The following is a 15777-nucleotide window of genomic DNA, read 5'->3' on the forward strand; positions in this document are numbered from 1 at the left end:
AACGCCACCCCCGCAACTACCTGGCCTTTCTCGGTCTCGCCGCCGCCATCTGCTGCTACAAGCGGCTCGCCCGCCTCACCACATAGGACACGGTCTAAGGGGGGCCCAAGGCCGGACGTGTGTTCAGGCCGGGATCTGGTTGATGGCTTTGGTTGATGGCTTTGACAGTGGCTGGTGACTCGCCGGCTGGTGGAGCGCTACTCGAACTGCCCGGGCCCGAACACGACGCGACGTGAGGCTCACGTCATCTGGATGCCCAGGCGTACGCATTCGATGAGGTAGTCCCCCGTGTCGCCGTCGATGGTGACACCGTGGGCCTCGCTGTGGAACCCGGGGAAGGCCCGGTCGAACGCCTCCAGCGCACACAGGTAGCGCAGGACCGGGCCGTCCGGCGCGCCGAGCGCTTCTCCGGGCATCAGGACGGGGATCCCCGGGGGAGTCACGGTCACCATGGCCGCGGCCACCCTGCCGGCGGCCTGGGCGAGGGGGAGCCGTTCCGTGCCGCCCCGGATCAGCTGCCGGTAGCAGGCCTGGGGCGGGGCAACGGGTTCCGGCAGTTGCTGGAAGGCGGTGTCCAGGGCTTCGATCAGTTCCGCCCGGGTGAGGTGTTCGTGCATGTCCTGGCAGAGACCGCGCAGGGTCGTGCCGCTGTAGCGCTGCGGGTAGCGCTCGACGAGATCGGGCAGTACTTGGCGCAGCGGGGTGTCTGCGTCATGGAGGGCCTTGAAGTCCATGAGTGCGTCCATCAGGGTGCCCCACTTGCCCTTGGTGATGCCCATGGAGAACAGGACGAGGGTGGTGTAGGTGTCGGTCTTCTCCACGACGATGCCGCGGCCGGCCAGGTATGCGGTGAGGATGCGGGCGGGGATGCCCCAGGAGTCCGCCTCACCGCGCGCATTGACGCCGGGGCAGGTCAGCGTCACCTTGATGGGGTCCAGGAGGCACTGGCCCTCGCTGAGTCCCTTGAAGCCGTGCCAGTCCGCCTCCGGGACGAGCTCCCAGCAGCGGGGTTCGGAGGCCAGGAGTGCCGGTGAGGCGTCTGCGAAGGTCACGGTGGTCCCGTCGGCCGGGTCGGTGACGGTGTCGGGCTGCCAGACGCCGAAGAACCACGGCGGCCGGTCCCCGGCCTCCGCGATCCGGCGCCCGGTACGGACGAGGGCCTGCCGGAACCGCACGGCCTCGGTCACCGCCTCGTTGACCAGCCACTCGCCCTGCGGTCCGTCCATCATCGCCGCGGCCACGTCCAATGAGGCGATCATCGGGTACAGCGCCGAGGTGGTGCCGTGCATCATGAAGGTCTCGTTGAACCGGTGGTGCTCGACCGGCGCTCGGGGCGAGGACTTCACGTGGACCATGGCGCTCTGCGACAGGGCGGCCAGCAGTTTGTGCGTCGACTGGGTCGCGAAGACCGTGGGACGCTCGTCACCCTCGAGGGTGTGCGGCCCCACGGCCATGCCGTACCGGCCGGCGTACAGGGGATGGAAGCGCGCGTAGGCGAACCAGGCCTCGTCGAAGTGCAGCCGTGGAGTGCTGGGTGCCAGTGTGCGCGCCGTCTCCACGGTGTCGTAGCACAGGCCGTCGTACGTCGAGTTCGTGATCACCGCGTACTGGGCCTGGGGCGAGACCGCGCCCGGTGTCAGCGGGTGGGCGGCGATCCGGGCGGCGACCGCGGCAGGCGCTGTCTCGCGCGCCGGAAGCGGCCCGGCCAGCCCGTATCCGTTGCGGGTCGGGACGAGGTAGACCGGGCGCGCACCCGACATCACCAGCCCGTGCAGCACTGACTTGTGGCAGTTGCGGTCCACCAGGGCGATCTCGTCGGCGGTGACGCAGTAGTGGCCGACCATGCGGTCCGCGGTGGAGTCGCCCTGGAGCACGAAGTACGTGCGGTCGGCGCCGAAGATGCGGGCGGCGTTGCGCTCCGCTTCCCCGATGGGGCCGCTGTGCTCGAAGAGGGAACCTAGTTCCTCCACCGAGATCGACAGGTCGGTGCGGAAGAGCCGCTCACCGTAGTAGTCGAAGAAGGCCCGGCCGACGGGCGACTTCAAGAAGGCCACGCCGCCCGAGTGCGCCGGGGTGTGCCAGGAGTACTCGTGGGCGTCGTCGAACCGTCGCAGCGCTTTGAAGAACGGCGGCAGGACGGAGTCGCCGTACTCCCGGGCGGCGTTGAAGACCCGGCCGGCGATGAAGGACGGCGTGTCCTCCAGAGGCCAGATGTATCCGACGGCACTCTCCGCCACCCACAGGGGGAGGCGGTCCAGGCCGTGGTCCGATTCCTCGCTCATGACGACGAAGACGGGCAGGGCCGTGAATCGGCGGGTGATCTGGCGCAAGACGGCCGCTCCCCGGCCGTCGCTGTCCTCACCGGTCTCGGACGGCAGGTCCCAGGCAACGACCGCGGCCGACAGGCCCGCCTCCGTACGCAGGGCGGCGCAGGCCGCCTCGACGGTCCGCGCCCACCGCACCTCCAAGCCACGGTTCTCCAACTCCTTTCCGATCCTTCGCAGTTGGTCACCACCGACGCCCCGACCCAAGGGGTCCTCGCGCAAAGCCAGCAGGACACTACCGTTCGCCATGACACTCTCCACGTGCGTCAACCCATCCCGACCTGCCAAGCATCGAGTTCAAACACCACGGACCGGGTCGGAATCCGGCGACCCTCACCCGTTCGGCGGGGGCGCATGACAGGGCACCCCAGGTTCCGCAGACCCCGGCTCGAAGACAGCGTCACCGTGGAGCGGGACGGCCCCCGGTGTAGACGTCGGGTTCGCGGACCGCGCCGGCACGGCCGGCGACCAGCGCGGCCGGCCCACAGGCCACCGCGCCAAGTGGTCGAGGCGGGTTTGTTCCAGGCAGGTACGCGGGATGCATGCGCCGTGTTCACGATGCCTGCGCCCTCGCGCTGGGAACCCCTGCGTCAGCAGTTCACCGCCGACGGCTACCTCGCCCTGCCCAGCCTGCTCAGCCCGAAGGGACTCACGGAGCTCGGTGACGAAGCAAGCAGGCTGGAGGCGGACGCGGTGCGCCGGGACTTCCGCATGCCCTGCATGGACGACAGCCCCCGGCACATGACCACCCTCGGCGGACACCACATCGCCCGCCACTCCCCCACGATCACCCGCCTCTACCAGGACCAGGACCTGGCACGGCTGCTGGGCGTACTGCTGGGCGAGAGGGTCGTTGCCGTGCGCGACCCCGTCGAACGCCACGTCCTGAACATCCTGCACCAACCCGGCGACACCCACGGCGCCCACACGGACGACTACCCACTCGCCCTGGTCCTCTTCCTCGAAGCCCCGCCCCGCCCTGACGACGGCGGACTCCTCGAGTTCCACCCAGGCCGCGCCGACCTCGCCGCCCTCGACACCCCCGGTGCCCGCCGCGTCCACCACCAGCCGGCCGACGGATACCTCCTGCGCAGCGACCTCACCGCCCACCGCGTCACCCCACTCGCGAGGCCAGGGGTGCGGCGTACCGTTCTGAACTTCGCCTACACCACACCCGGCCGCCAAGAAGCGACCACCTCCTCCGCCTCCCTCCTCTACACCTGAATCACCAGGCCAGGCGGGGCCCGAGGCGGCGGCGAGCTGCCTGGGCCCGTCGCCAGGCGCTTCGCAGAGGGCGGCCGCGGTGGGTGTCGGTTGAGCTGGACCAGGTGGTGGTCGTCGCACGGGTCTGCCCCCACACGCGTCGTCGGCCGTGGCGACGCCGTCCAAGCGCGGTGGCGCCCAGAGGGCCGTCGATGAAATGGGCAGGGTCATGGAGTGTGAATGGTCCAGTTACTGGGGCGGACGTCGATCACGGGCATGCCGGCGGTGAGAGCTGCGGCGATTCCCTCGTCGGTGTTCTCGAAGGCCAGGCACCGGTGGGGTGGGACGGCGAGCTGTGCGGCGGCCTGGAGGTAGGCGTCGGGGGCGGGTTTGAGACGGGTGACGTGCTCGCGGGCGACGACGATCTCGAAGAGGTCGGCCAGTCCGGTGGCGGTGAGGCCGGCTCGGACGACGTGTCCGTCATTGGCAGAGGCCACGGCCAGGGGAACGGAGGAAGCCAGGTGCCGGGCGAGTGCCGTCACCCGCGGCACCCGCTGTACGAGGCCGGTGCGGGCGAGCCAGTGGGCGCGGGCCCGGTCGACGAACTCCCTCTCGCTGCAGAGTAGTGACAAGCCCAGGTCGGTGCGTAGACGGTCGCGTAGGGTGGCGAGGTCGGCCAGGGGGGCCTGGCGCAGCCATGGCTCGGGGACGGTGAGTCCGAGGTCGTTGAGGGTGGCGCGGGCGGCGTCGGTGTTGATGGTGCTGGTGTCGACCAGGGTGCCGTCGAAATCGAAGACGCACGCTGCCGGCTGATGAGCGGCCAGGAAGTCGCATACCTCGGCGGGCGTGGCGACGTCGTCGGGAGTTGGGGTGGGGTGTGGGGTCACGGGCATGCCTCTTCACGGTGGGAGGCCGCGTGGAGTGCGTCGCGTAGTCCGCGGGCGGCCAGTGCGTGGACCTGAGTGGTGGTCACGGTGACGAAGAGCCTCGGTCCGTACATGACCGGACGGTCGCTCCAGCTGCCGTCGGCGTTCTGTGAGTCGATGAGGAAGCTCATCCCGCGCGTGACGGCGGCCTCGCCGTGGGGGTCGTGTCCGCTGGTGGTGAGGGCGGTGAGGGCCAGGCCGGTGGCCGTCGGGCTGGAGTAGGGCTCGCCCGGGATCCGAGGCCAGCCGCCGTCGGGCTGCTGGGAGGCCAGGAGCGCCGGGAGCGCGGCGCGACCGGCCGGGTGCGGAGCGAGCGCCGGTGCGATCTCGGCGGCGCCGTAAGCCGGCGGAAGATACCAGTCCGAGGTCCAACCCTCCGCGGTGGCGCGTGATGCCAGCCAGCGGCGGGCCGGCGCGAGATCGATCCCCGGTAGGGCCGCGGCACAGATACCGGCGGTCATGTGGGCGACGACATCGGGGGCCGGAGTGTCGTCGCTGGAATGCCACGTGGTCCACAGGCCCTCGGGCGTCTGGTGCCTGCGCGCGTAGCGGGCGGCGGCAGCGAGGACCCGGTCGGGCGGGGTGGTACCGGCAAGCGCGAGGAGGGTGTTGCCAGTGGTGTCGTTGTCGGATGCGAGCGCAGCCGTGCACGCCCAGCCCCCGTCAGGTTTCTGCGCCGCAGCGAGGAAGCCCACAGCGGCCGGAAGGGCGCCGGAGCCGAAGAGGGGATGCCCGCGCAGCGCGCGGACCATCAGGCCGGTGTCCCACACCTCGCTGACCAGGAAACGCCACGTCCCATCAGGCTGCTGGGCCGCCAGCAGGGCCGCGCGGCACCGACGGGTCATCGGGTGGTCGGGGGCCGTCCGGGTCAGGGCGAGATGGAGCATCCCCGTCACCAGCGGCATTCCGTAGAACGAGCCGTCCGGCGACTGCGACCGGGCCCACTCCTGAAGTGTGTCCCGGGGCAGGGGCATGCCCAGAGCGGAACCTGCGAGGGCCTCGAAGGCGAGCAGCATGGCCCGCTGCCACGGTGTGATCCGGCGCCCGCGATCGTGCCCGAGCGCGGCCCCGGCATGGTCGAGCAGCCGGCGGGCATCGGCCCCGGCGGCGCCGACCGCGCAGCCCAGGGCATCGAGGTACAAGGCCCGCCGGGCATACGGCCGTCCCCCCGGTGGGAGCCCAGCCGTGAACGCGGTGAGGTCATCGGTGCGGTGCAGGGCGGCGAGCCACTGGTCGGCGGCCGCCACGAACGGATCATGCCGCTGCGGCACGGCACCTTCCAACCAGCACAGCGCCCTCTCCCGCGCGTGATGAGCCCGCTCCAGCCCAGCCAGCGAGCAGGCCACGACCGCGTTCTCCAGGATCCGCGGCTCCGAGGGGACGTACCAGGCCCCGTCAGCGGCCTGCGTTTCGAGGGCGAACTCCACCGCCCTGTCCAGGCAACGCCCGGCCCGCGCCACCACCGCGTTCCCGGCGGAAGCGGGCCGGGCATCCGGCACCCGCTCGCCGGCCCGCACATCGACCGGCTTCATGCCTGCCCTTCCGCCACGGTCCGTGAAGATCCAATTCAGCACCGGGCGAGGCTGCCCTGCGGTCCGCCGTACGAAACGACACGAACCGGTGGCGTACGCGAACCGAATCCCACGAACGCAGCCCTCAGCGGGGGTTGCTCCCGCTGGCGCAAGGGGTGTCCCCCGTGCGGGGGCGAACGATCGTTTCCGCTGTTCCGCTCCCCTCACCCGCTCAGTCATGATCACGGCGCCCGCCCGCACCGGGAACCCGCCAAACCGCCCCTCGGAGGCATCCACCCGTGGCCCTCGTCATCGTCGTGGCCGTACTGGCCCTGCTCGCCGGCCTGGCCGCGAACCGCTTCCTGCGGCCCCGGCTCCTCAACGAGGACGACGACACGGGGATGGCCGTCAAAGACCTCGTCGGCCCGCTGCTGACGCTGACCGTGCTGCTGCTCGCCTTCGTCCTCGTCACCGCGAACGGGTCCTACGGCAAAGCCGAGGTCGCCTCACGCGGCGAAGCCCGCGCTGTCGACCAGCTCGTCGAGTCAGCTGAATACGCGCCCGCGGCGCAGCGGGCCAGGGTCCAGGCGGACGCCGTCTGCTACGCCCGTGCCGTACGCGTCCAGGAGTGGCCCGCGATGGCCGACGGCCACGGCTCGCCAGCTCCCAGTGTGTGGTCCACCGACTTCCGCCGAGTCTTCCGCGAGGTGGAGGGCAAGCCGGTCTTCGGGATGCTCATCGCCGCCGACAACAAGCGCTCGGAGGAGCGCGAGGAACGCCTCACCCAGGCCACCGCCAGCACCCCCAGCGCCATCCTCTGATTCCTCCTCGCCACCCTGGCCATCACCGTCATCGCCCTCGGCATCTGCCTCCCCCGCCGCAACAACCGCGGCCAACTCCTCACCCTCGTCATCATCACCGCACTGCTGACGACAACGCCGTGCATCATCCGCGACGTCGACCGGCCCTTCGGCGGCATCATCGACGTCCAACCCACCGCCATCACCGAAGCCGAACGACAGGCCACCCGCGACTTCACCATGAACCACCCGGCCGCCGACCTGCCCTGCGACGACCACGGCAACCGCAAGAACGCCTGACCCCCAGTCCCCTGAGCGACAGGCGCCGCTGGCAATCCCCTCACGACGGCGTGCGGCGGGTCGTCGCCCCGTCCGGGAAACTGACGTAGCCGCCGGGGGCCGCCGGCGGGTACTGATCCCTGCCCTTCACAGCGGCCCCGGCCCCGCTTGCGGCCCCGCGCTTTGGCGCTGGACTTCTCGCGCTTCTTCCTCTCGGCGGCGGCCTGCTTCTTCGCCGCGCGGAACCGCTTGACGGCTTCCTCGTAGCCGGCGGCGATCTGCTCGAAGACGTCGTCGGCCGCGGGGGCGAGTTTCGACAGAGCTTCGATGTCGAGGCCCTCGACGGCCTCGGCACGGCGGTGGACCTTGGCAAGGGCGATCGGTACCGAGCTGAAAGGCTTGGCGGATCGGGCTGCGGGAAGGTCGCTTCCCTCGATTTCGGCACATACCAGTGCTAGAGCGGGGACGGTGACCTTCTCGCCTCGCTCTTGGAGCAGGGCGCAGGGCCGTGAGGACGCCGCTTTCACCGTCGCTGTCGAAGATGCTTCGCAGCGCTTTGCCGTGCAGTACCGCGGGGCGCATGGTGGGGAATTCTGCGATCGCAGAAAGCATGATCTGGAGGACGGGAGCGGCGGTCATGAGCTCGTAGGCGCGGGAGAGGGCCACGCCGCGGACCTTGGCGTACGCCTCGAAGGAGTCGTGGCCTGCCTCCTTCCAGTCGCCGGAGTCATTGACGGCCTGGAGCACGTGACCGAGGACCATGTCATATCGGGCCTTGACCCGTACCGTCCCGCTCAGCTCGGCGTCGAGGAGGCGGTCGAACCGGTCGAGCCTGTCCTTGGCGGATCCGGGAACCTCGGGGAGGGTGAACTCTCCGAGCTCGGCGTCCTCCCCTGCCTGCGTCTGCACGGCCTCGGCGGCTGCGATGGCCGCAAGGGCCGCGTTGGCCTTCGCCTGGGCTTCGCTGGCGTTCTGCTGCTCGGCACGGGCGGCGCCGTCTGCCGTGCCGCGGCCTGTCAGCGCACCGGCCCGACCGGCGAGCTCATTGGCCCTGCTTCTTCCGCCTACGACTGGCCGCGGAAGATGTTGACACTTCCCGCCATGCGTAAACGTGAGGCTCCTCCCACACCTTCTCGCCGGCCTCTCTACCCTTCGCACCTGCTGCCTCGGTCCCTCGGTAGGTCTTACACCGGCCCGGTTGGTAGTCCGTGAGTCCGGACGGACAGCACGCCCCGCTTCTCCACCAACCCAATTGTCGGCACCCGGTTCACGGCGAGGGGCACGCCCGCTTCCGCCTCTTCCGACTCGAATGGGGCCCTGAACTCGTACCGCGCTCGCTGTCGTGCCCTCTCGCGCTGCCGACGCTCCTCGTCTCTGGCCTTCTGTACTTCCGCTAACAGTCGGGTTGCGATCTCCAGACCGCGCCACGACCGGACCCACTCCAACTTGGCGGCATCCCACCGCGCGCTGCCGGACCCGCCGCTCGGGGGTTCTCGGTGGGCACGTACCCTCACCTGCCATGACGCACCTCAGCCGTATGGGGCAGGCGACCTCCTGGGTCGCGTGGGCAGGCGGGGCCCCGGCCCCGTGGCATCTTGCCGCTCTCGAGGAGGCCCGCGCGCTGATGGAGGAGGGCCGGTTCGAGGATGCGGAGGCGCGAGCCCGAGCCCTCGTCGCAGCCCGGCGGAGCCGCAACGGTCGGGACCGCCGGCCAGCCACCGTCTGGTATGCCACCTACGTCGCAACCCTCGCCGCGCGCATCCATGGACGGCAAGAGGCGTCACTGCTGGCCGAGTTGGACGCCCTGATTGCGGAGGCCGAGCGGACCTACGGCGTCCACCACAATCTGCTGCTGCCCGCCCGCCTGGCCCGCGCGTGGGCGCTGATCGACGTAGAAAGGGCCGCCGACGCGGAGACGGAGGCCCAGAACGTCCTGCGTTCCCTGGCCCGGCGGGCGAACCGCGCCGAGGAGGACCAGCTCGAACTGTCCGCCCTGCTCTGCTTCGGGGACGCCCTGTGCGCCCAGGGCCGCTACGAGGAGTCGGAGACGATCGCCCGCGCACACCTGCCGCGGGCCTTCGACGCTTGGGCGCGCTCGCTCCGGATCCTGCTGATCCGCAGCCTGTCAGGTCAGGAGCGCCACGAGGAGGCTCTGACAGAGTCACTGCAGGCCCTACCCAAGGCGCCGGCACACGGTGTTGGACACTTGGAGCTCTACAAAGCCGCCGCGCTACACGCCCTCGGCCGCAATGGCGAGGCCCAGGCGGAAGCCAACCGGGCACTGGCTGCTTGCGAGCGGTACCTGCACCCAACACACCTCCGCATAGCGGCGATTCGCGCACTGCTGTCCCGCATCCCCCCGCCCTGACCCCCGTGCCGCCTGCGGCACGCTGCGGCCGCTCGGAGCCGTCGGACGGGAACGGTGGAACCCGCAAGACGCGAGCTCGGTTTCCTGCCCAGCGGCGTAGGCACCCCGCACCACTCCTCCGACAACACCCCAATACAGCATCGACTCAGCGCCCTCGCCGGGCCCGTACCGAATGGGGAGGTCTCAGCTGTTTTGGCGACGCAGTAGCCCTCGGACCAGGTGGTAGCCCTCGAGAACGGCGAACACGACAGCTACCAAGGCACGCACAAGGACCCCGCGCGGGCGTTCGGGACGGCGCTGTTCAACGTCGTGACCATCGGCTCGGGCTCGTTGCTCAAGCTCGGCAAGGCCGGAAAGCTCAGTGTGGGCGCGGAGGTCGAGACCGCGGCGGTCACCGGCACCGGCAGGGGGTGCGGTCGTGTCGGCCGGGTGCGGCGAGGTCCCGCTGGGCATGGTGCGGGCCATGTCGTCGACGCCCGCCCGGCTGGCCTTCAGGCTCTCCACGAGGTCGCCGACCTTGAGCTTGGTGATGCCTGCGGCCTTGCCGAGGTAGCTCGATGACGGGTCTGTCACCATCTATCCGACCAATGCAGTCAAACCTTGAGGAGTTTGCCGACCATGCTGATGCGCGCACCCAAAGTGAGCGGCTCGTGGTCCTGGAATCTGGAGGACGTCGAAGAGCCCGGTCTCGAGTTCGCGCTCATGACCGCGTCGCGCATGTGTGCGGTGCTGGAGAAGCACGCCCTGCTGGTGCCGGCTTCACTTGAGTGGGACTGGTTCCAGACCGGCAGGGGCGGCCTCGGCGTTCACAGCCGCCTGACCACGCGTTCACTCGACGCACCCGCACTGCCCGACGCAATCCGCGCCTGTCGACCGACCGGTCACCCGCAAGCAGAGATCGGTGGAATCCGCGTGCTTGGGCCGGGCGCTTGGTTCGACGCGGACGGAGAACGACACAGTGAGTACCGTCTCGTGGAACTCATCGTGGCCCCTCAAGAGACGGACCTCTGGATTGAACTGTCCGTACACCACGATATTTGGGGGCAGTGCGATTTCCGAGGCGAACCCCACCCTGCCATCCAGGCCAACAACGCACCGCGGCTCGCTTCGGCAATCCAGGAACTTGAACAGGTGCTCGGAATCCCGGCGGAACCTGGTGAGCCGACGTACTACGGGCTGGCGGAGGGCTACGGACTCCAGGCTCCCGACATCATTGACGGGCTTGGACCGGACCTCACTGATACGGCGTGGGGTTAGGCAACCGACAGCGTCAAGGTCGCTGTTGAAGGCCGCGGTTGGGGAAATCCAGCCGGCCGCGTCAGGGAGCCGGGCGTCGAAAATTCAAGCGACGTGGGCGTATGAGCAGGGGGATGTGGCATGACCAAGGACGTGATCGCGCTCACCGAGCGCATGCCGGACGCGCCGGCCGTCCTGGCAAGCCTCCGGCTCCCCGCTCGCGGCCGCGGCAGCCGCACGCGAACTCGCCGCGGTCCTGCGCCACCAGGGCCAGGAGACAGCGGCACAGCGCCACATCCACACCTGCGAGGCCGTCAAGACGATGCGCGCCGACCTCGCCCTCTTCCGAACCCGCGGCCTGCAATGCGGCGTCGACCTCGACGAGCGTGCGATCGAGTGTCTTGCCGCCTGACATCCGAGTGCGGCTTTTCGGAGCATCGACGAGGGGCGGACCGGTCCGCGTAGACCGCCCACCCGCTGGCCGCGGCGGCCGACAAGGCGTCCCGGATACCGGTGTCGGTCGGCTACCCGAACGCATCACCGTGAACCCGAAGATGTTGAATGGCGGCATGGTGAGACGCAAGAAGGAGAAGAAGAAGCGGCCTCCCTTCGGCATGCCGAAGGAGATCTCCCTGTCCGCGACGCCGGAGGGATGGCGCACCAGCATTCGGGAACGGCCGGAGTCATGGACATTGCGTCGCGTCCTTGCAACCGCGGGCTCAGCTGACATCCTCAATGCCTAGCTGTTCCCCGAGGTACTCCACCACCGCCCACGGCACGTCCAGCGGGTCGTCCGGGAGGAACCGGCCGATGTAGCGCACGGTGCACATCTGGAGGGCGAACCCGAGCCGGTTGTGGTCACCGCGCCGTTCACCGACCAGCTTTTCGGTCCTCGTCGTCGAGGAAGAAGAACCGCTCCAGCTCCGGCCGGGTCGGCTCCTCATCGAACTGCCCGTACGAAGCCGCCTGCTCGTCGGTCAAGAACTGCACTGGCATGGACCTGACGCTAACGACGCCCGCAGCCGCTCAACGATCTTCCGCCGAACCCTCTGTACGGCAACTACTCACACCCGGATCAGCGGGGCAGGATGCGCAGTACTGCCTCGCGTTCGCCGCTGAGCCTCAGGCCTTGCTGTACTGCGGCGCTCAGATCGAGGTCGCCGAGCAGGGTGGCGGCCAGCAGGTGCGGCGGTCCGGTCAGTGACGCGGTGGGGTGGTCGACCCGGCCGGCGTGTGTGTGCACCGAGCCGTCCTTGACTTCGATGACCAGGTCTTCGTTGCCGTCGGCGTGCAGTTGCAGGGCGATTGCCGGCTGGTCGGGGCGGTGGTCGGTCAGTGCCCGGGCCGGCATGTCCAGCCAGTGGGTGCGGAAGGTGTCGTTGCCGCCCGGCTCACGCAACAGCGGCACGCCCCACCGGCTCAGCTCCTGCAGCACCGGCTCCAGCGTGCGGCCACGCTCGGTGAGCGAGAACAGGGTGGTGGCCACCGGCGGCGGGGCGGCCTCGCGGTGGATCAGGCCGGCTTCCTCGAGTTCGCGGAGCCGGTCGACCAGCAGGTTGCTGGCGATCCCGGGCAGCCCGTTGCGCAGGTCGGTGTGCCGGCAAGGACCCAGGGCGAGCAGTTCACGGACGATCAGCAGGGTCCATCGGTCGCCGACGGTGTCCAGTGCTTTCGCGATACCGCAGTACTGCCCGTAGGTGCGCATGCCACCACCCTACATCGTGGTGTTGAGATTCAAAACTCTCTTGTTGACTTTCTCAACAACGTCGGTCTAGCGTCGCTGCCCATGACCACCACCCTTTCCGTGCGTCGGCTGGCCTGGGCCGGCGTCGAGATCCGTCTCGGCGACACCCGCCTGCTGATCGACCCGCTCGACAACGTCGCTCCGTTGGCGCCGGTGATGGGGCCGCCGCACCGGCCGGTCGACCCGGTCGATACCCCGCCCGGCACCCACGCCCTCATCACCCACCTGCACCCCGACCACTACGACCACGATCTGATCGCCCGGATCGCGGCCACCGGCACGATCGGCTGCCACACCCCGAGCGCGGCGGCGCTGCACGAGGCGGGCATCACCCCCGTCGCCCAGGACCTGGGCCAGTCACGGCGCATCGGAAAGCTGACCGTCACCCCGGTGACCTCGCTGGACTGGCGCGGCAACGACTGTGACCAGGTCGCCTGGGTCGTCGAAGGCGCCGGCCGGCGGGTCATCCACTGCGGCGACACCCAGTGGCACGGCAGCTGGTGGCAGATCGCCCGCGACCACGGCCCGTTCGACGTCGCGTTCGTCCCGGTCAACGGCGTCATCGCCCACTTCGAGGGCTACGCGGCCAACGTCCCGGCGACCATGACCCCCGAGCAGGGCGTCGAGGCCGCCGTCGCACTCGGCGCCGGCACCGTCTGCGCCATGCACTACGGCCTGTTCCACAACCCGCCGTTCTACACCGAACAACCCGACATCGAGCAGCGCTTCCAGCACGCCGCCGACGAGCGCGGCATCACCGCGGCCATCATCGCCGACGGCCAGCCCGTCCTCTGACCATCAGAAACAAGGAGCAACACATGAAGATCGTCCTGTTCGGTGCCGGCGGCAACATCGGCCGGCCCACCACCGAGGAATTGCTGCGTCGCGGCCACACCGTCACCGCGGTCACCCGAGCCGGCCACATCAACGGCCTCGAACACAAGGCCCTGACCGTGACCACCGGTGACGTCACCGACCCCGCGGCGGTCGCCGGCCTCGCCGCCTCCCACGACGCCGTGCTCTCGGCCGTCGGCCCCCGGATCGGCCAGGAGAACGACCGCGCCACGATCGTCGGTGCCGCCCGTGCGCTGATCGACGGACTCCGCCGAGCCGGCGTCACCCGCCTAGTCACCATCGGCGGTGCCGGTAGCCTACGCACGCCGACCGGCGCCCGGGTCATGGACGACCCGGACTTCCCCGCGCTGTGGAAGGCCAACGCCGAGGCCCAGTCCGAAGCGCTCGACCTCTACCGCGGCGTGCACGACCTCGACTGGACGTACGTGTCGCCCGCCGCAGTCATCGGAGCGGGCGAGCGGACCGGGGCCTACCGCAGCGCCGGGGACACCCTGCTCACCGACGACGACGGCAACAGCCGCATCTCGTACGCCGACTACGCGATCGCCTTGGCCGACACGATCGAGAGCGGCACCGCGATCCGCCGCCGCATCACCGTGGCGTACTGAGCCATGAGCAACGACGCCGCCGGCCGGCAAACCCGATTCATCGTCCTGCTCGCAGCGCTCGTGGCCCTGGGACCACTGTCCATCGACGGCTACCTGCCCGGACTGCCGGACCTCGCCGGCGACCTGCGCGCCGGCGCCGCGGCCACCCAGCTCACCATCACCGCCTGCCTGGTCGGGCTGGCCATCGGGCAGCTGATCGCCGGGCCGCTGAGCGACATCTACGGCCGGCGGCGTCCGTTGCTGGCGGGCCTCGCCCTCTACACGATCGCCAGCGCGCTCTGCGCGGTGGCACCCGACGTCCGCACCTTCGTCGGCCTACGCCTGGTTCAGGGCATCGGCGGGGCGTTCGGCATCGTCATCGCCAACGCCATGGTCCGCGACCGCACCTCTGGAACCCGCACCGCACGTCTCTTCTCCGCACTGACCTTGATCACCGGCCTGGCGCCGGTGTTCGCGCCGGTCCTCGGCGGCCAGCTACTGCGCGTCACGGCCTGGCCGGGGATCTTCGTGGGCCTGGCCGTACTCGGCGCCGTGATGCTGGCGGCCTCCGCCGCAGGACTGCCGGAGACCCGGTCCTCCGCGTCACGCCAGCCGCTGCCGGCTGTCGTCGGGCAGCTGCTCAGCGACCGGGTCTTCACCGGGTACGTCCTGGCCAACGGCCTGGTCTTCGCGGCGATGTTCGCCTACATCTCCGGCTCGCCGTTCGTCCTGCAGGAAATCCACGGCCTGTCACCGCAGCAGTACAGCGCCGTGTTCGCCGTCAACGCCGCCGGACTCATTGCGGCCGCCCAGATCAGCGGTCGGCTGGTGGCCCGGGCCGGCGCCCGCGTGCTGCTGCTCGCCGGTCTGCTGGGCGCGACAGCCGGTGGCACCACGGTTCTGGCCGCGGTGCTGACACGGGCACCCCTGCCCGCGCTCCTGATCGGCCTGTTCGTCCTGGTCTCCAGCGTGGGCCTCGTCATGCCGAACGCCGCGGCCCAGGCCCTGGCCGACCACGGCGGACACGCCGGGTCGGCCGCCGCGCTGCTCGGCTTCAGCCAGTTCATGATCGGCGGCGCACTTGCTCCGCTGGCCGGCGCGGGTGGCGCCACCGACGCCTTGCCGATGGGAATCATCGTCGCCGTGCTGCCGGCGCTCGCTCTGCTCACACTCGGCGTCCTCACCCGGTCGATGCCCGGTGAGCGCACTCGCAGGCCGGCTCGCCAAGGACCTGCCGGGCACCGGCGACCGCGCCGGCACATCGATCGCAGACGAGCCGGCATCCAGTGAGCCGTTTCATCCTTCGTAACGCGGTGACTCGACGTGGTGCAGGACGAGGATGGCCTGCACGATTGCGGTGGCTCGGCGCGGGCAGCAGCGCAGCTTGACCAGGATTCTCCAGGTTTTGAGGGTAGCGATGGCCCGTTCGCCGCGAGCGCGGATCTTCGCGTGGGCGCGGTTGACGGCCTTCTGCCGCCGGGACAGCTTGGGCCTGAATCGTCTGGAACCCAGACCAGGACTCCGTGGGCGCCTTCGTCATCCAGGCCAAGGGCAACGCCCGCCAGGCCAAGGAAGACGTCAAGGACACCTTCCGCCACTGAACCGCGCACGGCACCGACCCGTTGCGCCCGCTGGGCCCCGACCTACTCCCCCAGGTCGGGGCCCAGACACGTTCACCGTCGACAACCAAGCCCGTCCTCGAACTCCACCGCCCGACGCCCTCAACGGGAGTCATGGCTCAACGCGCGCGGAACAGGTGTGTGCCGGGAGGCTGGCGGGCCACCCGGCACACGATCATCACAGGTTCGGCTACCGCCCGTTCACGAGCGGCGGGCCGGAACTCGCTTAGCGGCGGCGGCCCCAGGACTCGGTGTCGACGGTGTGGTTGCGGTCGTCGCGCAGGGTGGCGGTGTCGGCGCGGTTGTCCCAGACGTGGTCGCGCTT

13 protein-coding genes and 2 pseudogenes are annotated in these 15777 nt (G+C 70.1%); 8 read left to right on the forward strand and 7 right to left on the reverse strand.

Annotation, left to right across the window (positions count from 1 at the left end):
- Positions 1–239: 239 nt before the first annotated feature.
- Positions 240–2573, reverse strand: a complete 2334-nt coding sequence (locus tag ADK55_RS01980) for an Orn/Lys/Arg decarboxylase N-terminal domain-containing protein (protein WP_053675349.1) — start codon at positions 2571–2573, stop codon at positions 240–242.
- A gap of 309 nt (positions 2574–2882) precedes the next feature.
- Between ADK55_RS01980 and ADK55_RS01985 the strand changes: the two genes are divergently transcribed.
- Complete coding sequence (locus ADK55_RS01985) at positions 2883–3548, forward strand: hypothetical protein (RefSeq protein ID WP_053675365.1); 666 nt, start codon at positions 2883–2885, stop codon at positions 3546–3548.
- 206 nt (positions 3549–3754) lie between these two features.
- Here the strand turns inward: ADK55_RS01985 and ADK55_RS01990 are convergent, their stop codons facing one another.
- Together ADK55_RS01990 and ADK55_RS01995 are read right to left on the reverse strand one after the other, a co-directional pair.
- Positions 3755–4420, reverse strand: a complete 666-nt coding sequence (locus tag ADK55_RS01990; protein WP_053675351.1) for an HAD family hydrolase — start codon at positions 4418–4420, stop codon at positions 3755–3757.
- Entirely contained in the window at positions 4411–5985 is a 1575-nt protein-coding gene (locus ADK55_RS01995; RefSeq protein WP_053675353.1) for a prenyltransferase/squalene oxidase repeat-containing protein, read from the reverse strand. Before ADK55_RS01995 ends, ADK55_RS01990 begins: the two co-directional genes overlap by 10 nt.
- A gap of 278 nt (positions 5986–6263) precedes the next feature.
- Here ADK55_RS01995 and ADK55_RS02000 point away from each other — a divergent pair, with 278 nt between their 5' ends.
- Both ADK55_RS02000 and ADK55_RS02005 read left to right on the forward strand, forming a co-directional pair.
- Positions 6264–6785 carry a hypothetical protein gene (locus ADK55_RS02000; RefSeq protein WP_234349849.1) on the forward strand — a complete coding sequence of 174 codons (522 nt, stop codon included), beginning with the start codon at positions 6264–6266 and terminating at the stop codon, positions 6783–6785.
- A 1882-nt stretch (positions 6786–8667) separates the two neighbouring features.
- Positions 8668–9411 carry a hypothetical protein gene (locus ADK55_RS02005; protein WP_053675367.1) on the forward strand — a complete coding sequence of 248 codons (744 nt, stop codon included), beginning with the start codon at positions 8668–8670 and terminating at the stop codon, positions 9409–9411.
- 183 nt (positions 9412–9594) lie between these two features.
- Here the strand turns inward: ADK55_RS02005 and ADK55_RS02010 are convergent, their stop codons facing one another.
- The gene (locus ADK55_RS02010) at positions 9595–9987 is read right to left on the reverse strand and encodes a hypothetical protein (RefSeq protein WP_053675355.1); all 393 of its coding nucleotides are present in this window, start codon (positions 9985–9987) and stop codon (positions 9595–9597) included.
- 42 nt (positions 9988–10029) lie between these two features.
- Here ADK55_RS02010 and ADK55_RS02015 point away from each other — a divergent pair, with 42 nt between their 5' ends.
- Both ADK55_RS02015 and ADK55_RS39005 read left to right on the forward strand, forming a co-directional pair.
- On the forward strand, positions 10030–10668 hold the full coding sequence (locus tag ADK55_RS02015) for a hypothetical protein (protein ID WP_078998358.1): 639 nt from the start codon (positions 10030–10032) through the stop codon (positions 10666–10668).
- 521 nt (positions 10669–11189) lie between these two features.
- The gene (locus ADK55_RS39005) at positions 11190–11390 is read left to right on the forward strand and encodes a hypothetical protein (RefSeq protein ID WP_199826418.1); all 201 of its coding nucleotides are present in this window, start codon (positions 11190–11192) and stop codon (positions 11388–11390) included.
- On the opposite strand, the pseudogene ADK55_RS40840 reads toward ADK55_RS39005, so the two are convergent.
- Both ADK55_RS40840 and ADK55_RS02020 read right to left on the reverse strand, forming a co-directional pair.
- A pseudogene (locus tag ADK55_RS40840) lies at positions 11370–11643 on the reverse strand (DUF4158 domain-containing protein); the annotation flags it as partial. The gene ADK55_RS39005 and the pseudogene ADK55_RS40840 overlap by 21 nt on opposite strands.
- A 79-nt stretch (positions 11644–11722) precedes the next feature.
- Positions 11723–12352: a winged helix-turn-helix transcriptional regulator gene (locus ADK55_RS02020; protein WP_053675357.1), complete on the reverse strand. Its 630-nt coding sequence runs from the start codon at positions 12350–12352 to the stop codon at positions 11723–11725.
- An 81-nt stretch (positions 12353–12433) separates the two neighbouring features.
- Here ADK55_RS02020 and ADK55_RS02025 point away from each other — a divergent pair, with 81 nt between their 5' ends.
- The 3 genes from ADK55_RS02025 to ADK55_RS02035 are packed head-to-tail and all read left to right on the forward strand — an operon-like array spanning position 12434 to position 15123.
- Positions 12434–13186, forward strand: a complete 753-nt coding sequence (locus ADK55_RS02025) for an MBL fold metallo-hydrolase (RefSeq protein ID WP_053675360.1) — start codon at positions 12434–12436, stop codon at positions 13184–13186.
- 23 nt (positions 13187–13209) lie between these two features.
- Positions 13210–13854, forward strand: coding sequence for an NAD(P)-dependent oxidoreductase (locus ADK55_RS02030; protein ID WP_053675363.1), 645 nt, complete (start codon positions 13210–13212; stop codon positions 13852–13854).
- 3 nt (positions 13855–13857) lie between these two features.
- Positions 13858–15123, forward strand: coding sequence for a multidrug effflux MFS transporter (locus ADK55_RS02035; protein WP_063839422.1), 1266 nt, complete (start codon positions 13858–13860; stop codon positions 15121–15123).
- A gap of 6 nt (positions 15124–15129) precedes the next feature.
- Here ADK55_RS02035 and ADK55_RS35735 read toward each other — a convergent pair.
- Positions 15130–15333 (reverse strand): annotated as a pseudogene (locus ADK55_RS35735) (transposase family protein); the annotation flags it as partial.
- Positions 15334–15777 lie beyond the last annotated feature (444 nt).

Origin of the sequence: Streptomyces sp. WM4235 (genome assembly GCF_001279725.1) — a bacterium.
Taxonomy (GTDB): domain Bacteria; phylum Actinomycetota; class Actinomycetes; order Streptomycetales; family Streptomycetaceae; genus Streptomyces.

What these genes read in the sequence shown, in the direction of transcription:
- ADK55_RS02010 (WP_053675355.1), bottom strand. Translation starts at nt 9,987, where the DNA reads ATGGTGACAGACCCGTCATCGAGCTACCTCGGCAAGGCCGCAGGCATC.
- ADK55_RS02035 (WP_063839422.1), top strand. Translation starts at nt 13,858, where the DNA reads ATGAGCAACGACGCCGCCGGCCGGCAAACCCGATTCATCGTCCTGCTC.
- ADK55_RS01980 (WP_053675349.1), bottom strand. Translation starts at nt 2,573, where the DNA reads ATGGCGAACGGTAGTGTCCTGCTGGCTTTGCGCGAGGACCCCTTGGGT.
- ADK55_RS02015 (WP_078998358.1), top strand. Translation starts at nt 10,030, where the DNA reads ATGCTGATGCGCGCACCCAAAGTGAGCGGCTCGTGGTCCTGGAATCTG.
- ADK55_RS02030 (WP_053675363.1), top strand. Translation starts at nt 13,210, where the DNA reads ATGAAGATCGTCCTGTTCGGTGCCGGCGGCAACATCGGCCGGCCCACC.
- ADK55_RS01985 (WP_053675365.1), top strand. Translation starts at nt 2,883, where the DNA reads ATGCCTGCGCCCTCGCGCTGGGAACCCCTGCGTCAGCAGTTCACCGCC.
- ADK55_RS01995 (WP_053675353.1), bottom strand. Translation starts at nt 5,985, where the DNA reads ATGAAGCCGGTCGATGTGCGGGCCGGCGAGCGGGTGCCGGATGCCCGG.
- ADK55_RS01990 (WP_053675351.1), bottom strand. Translation starts at nt 4,420, where the DNA reads ATGCCCGTGACCCCACACCCCACCCCAACTCCCGACGACGTCGCCACG.
- ADK55_RS02025 (WP_053675360.1), top strand. Translation starts at nt 12,434, where the DNA reads ATGACCACCACCCTTTCCGTGCGTCGGCTGGCCTGGGCCGGCGTCGAG.
- ADK55_RS02005 (WP_053675367.1), top strand. Translation starts at nt 8,668, where the DNA reads ATGGAGGAGGGCCGGTTCGAGGATGCGGAGGCGCGAGCCCGAGCCCTC.
- ADK55_RS02020 (WP_053675357.1), bottom strand. Translation starts at nt 12,352, where the DNA reads ATGCGCACCTACGGGCAGTACTGCGGTATCGCGAAAGCACTGGACACC.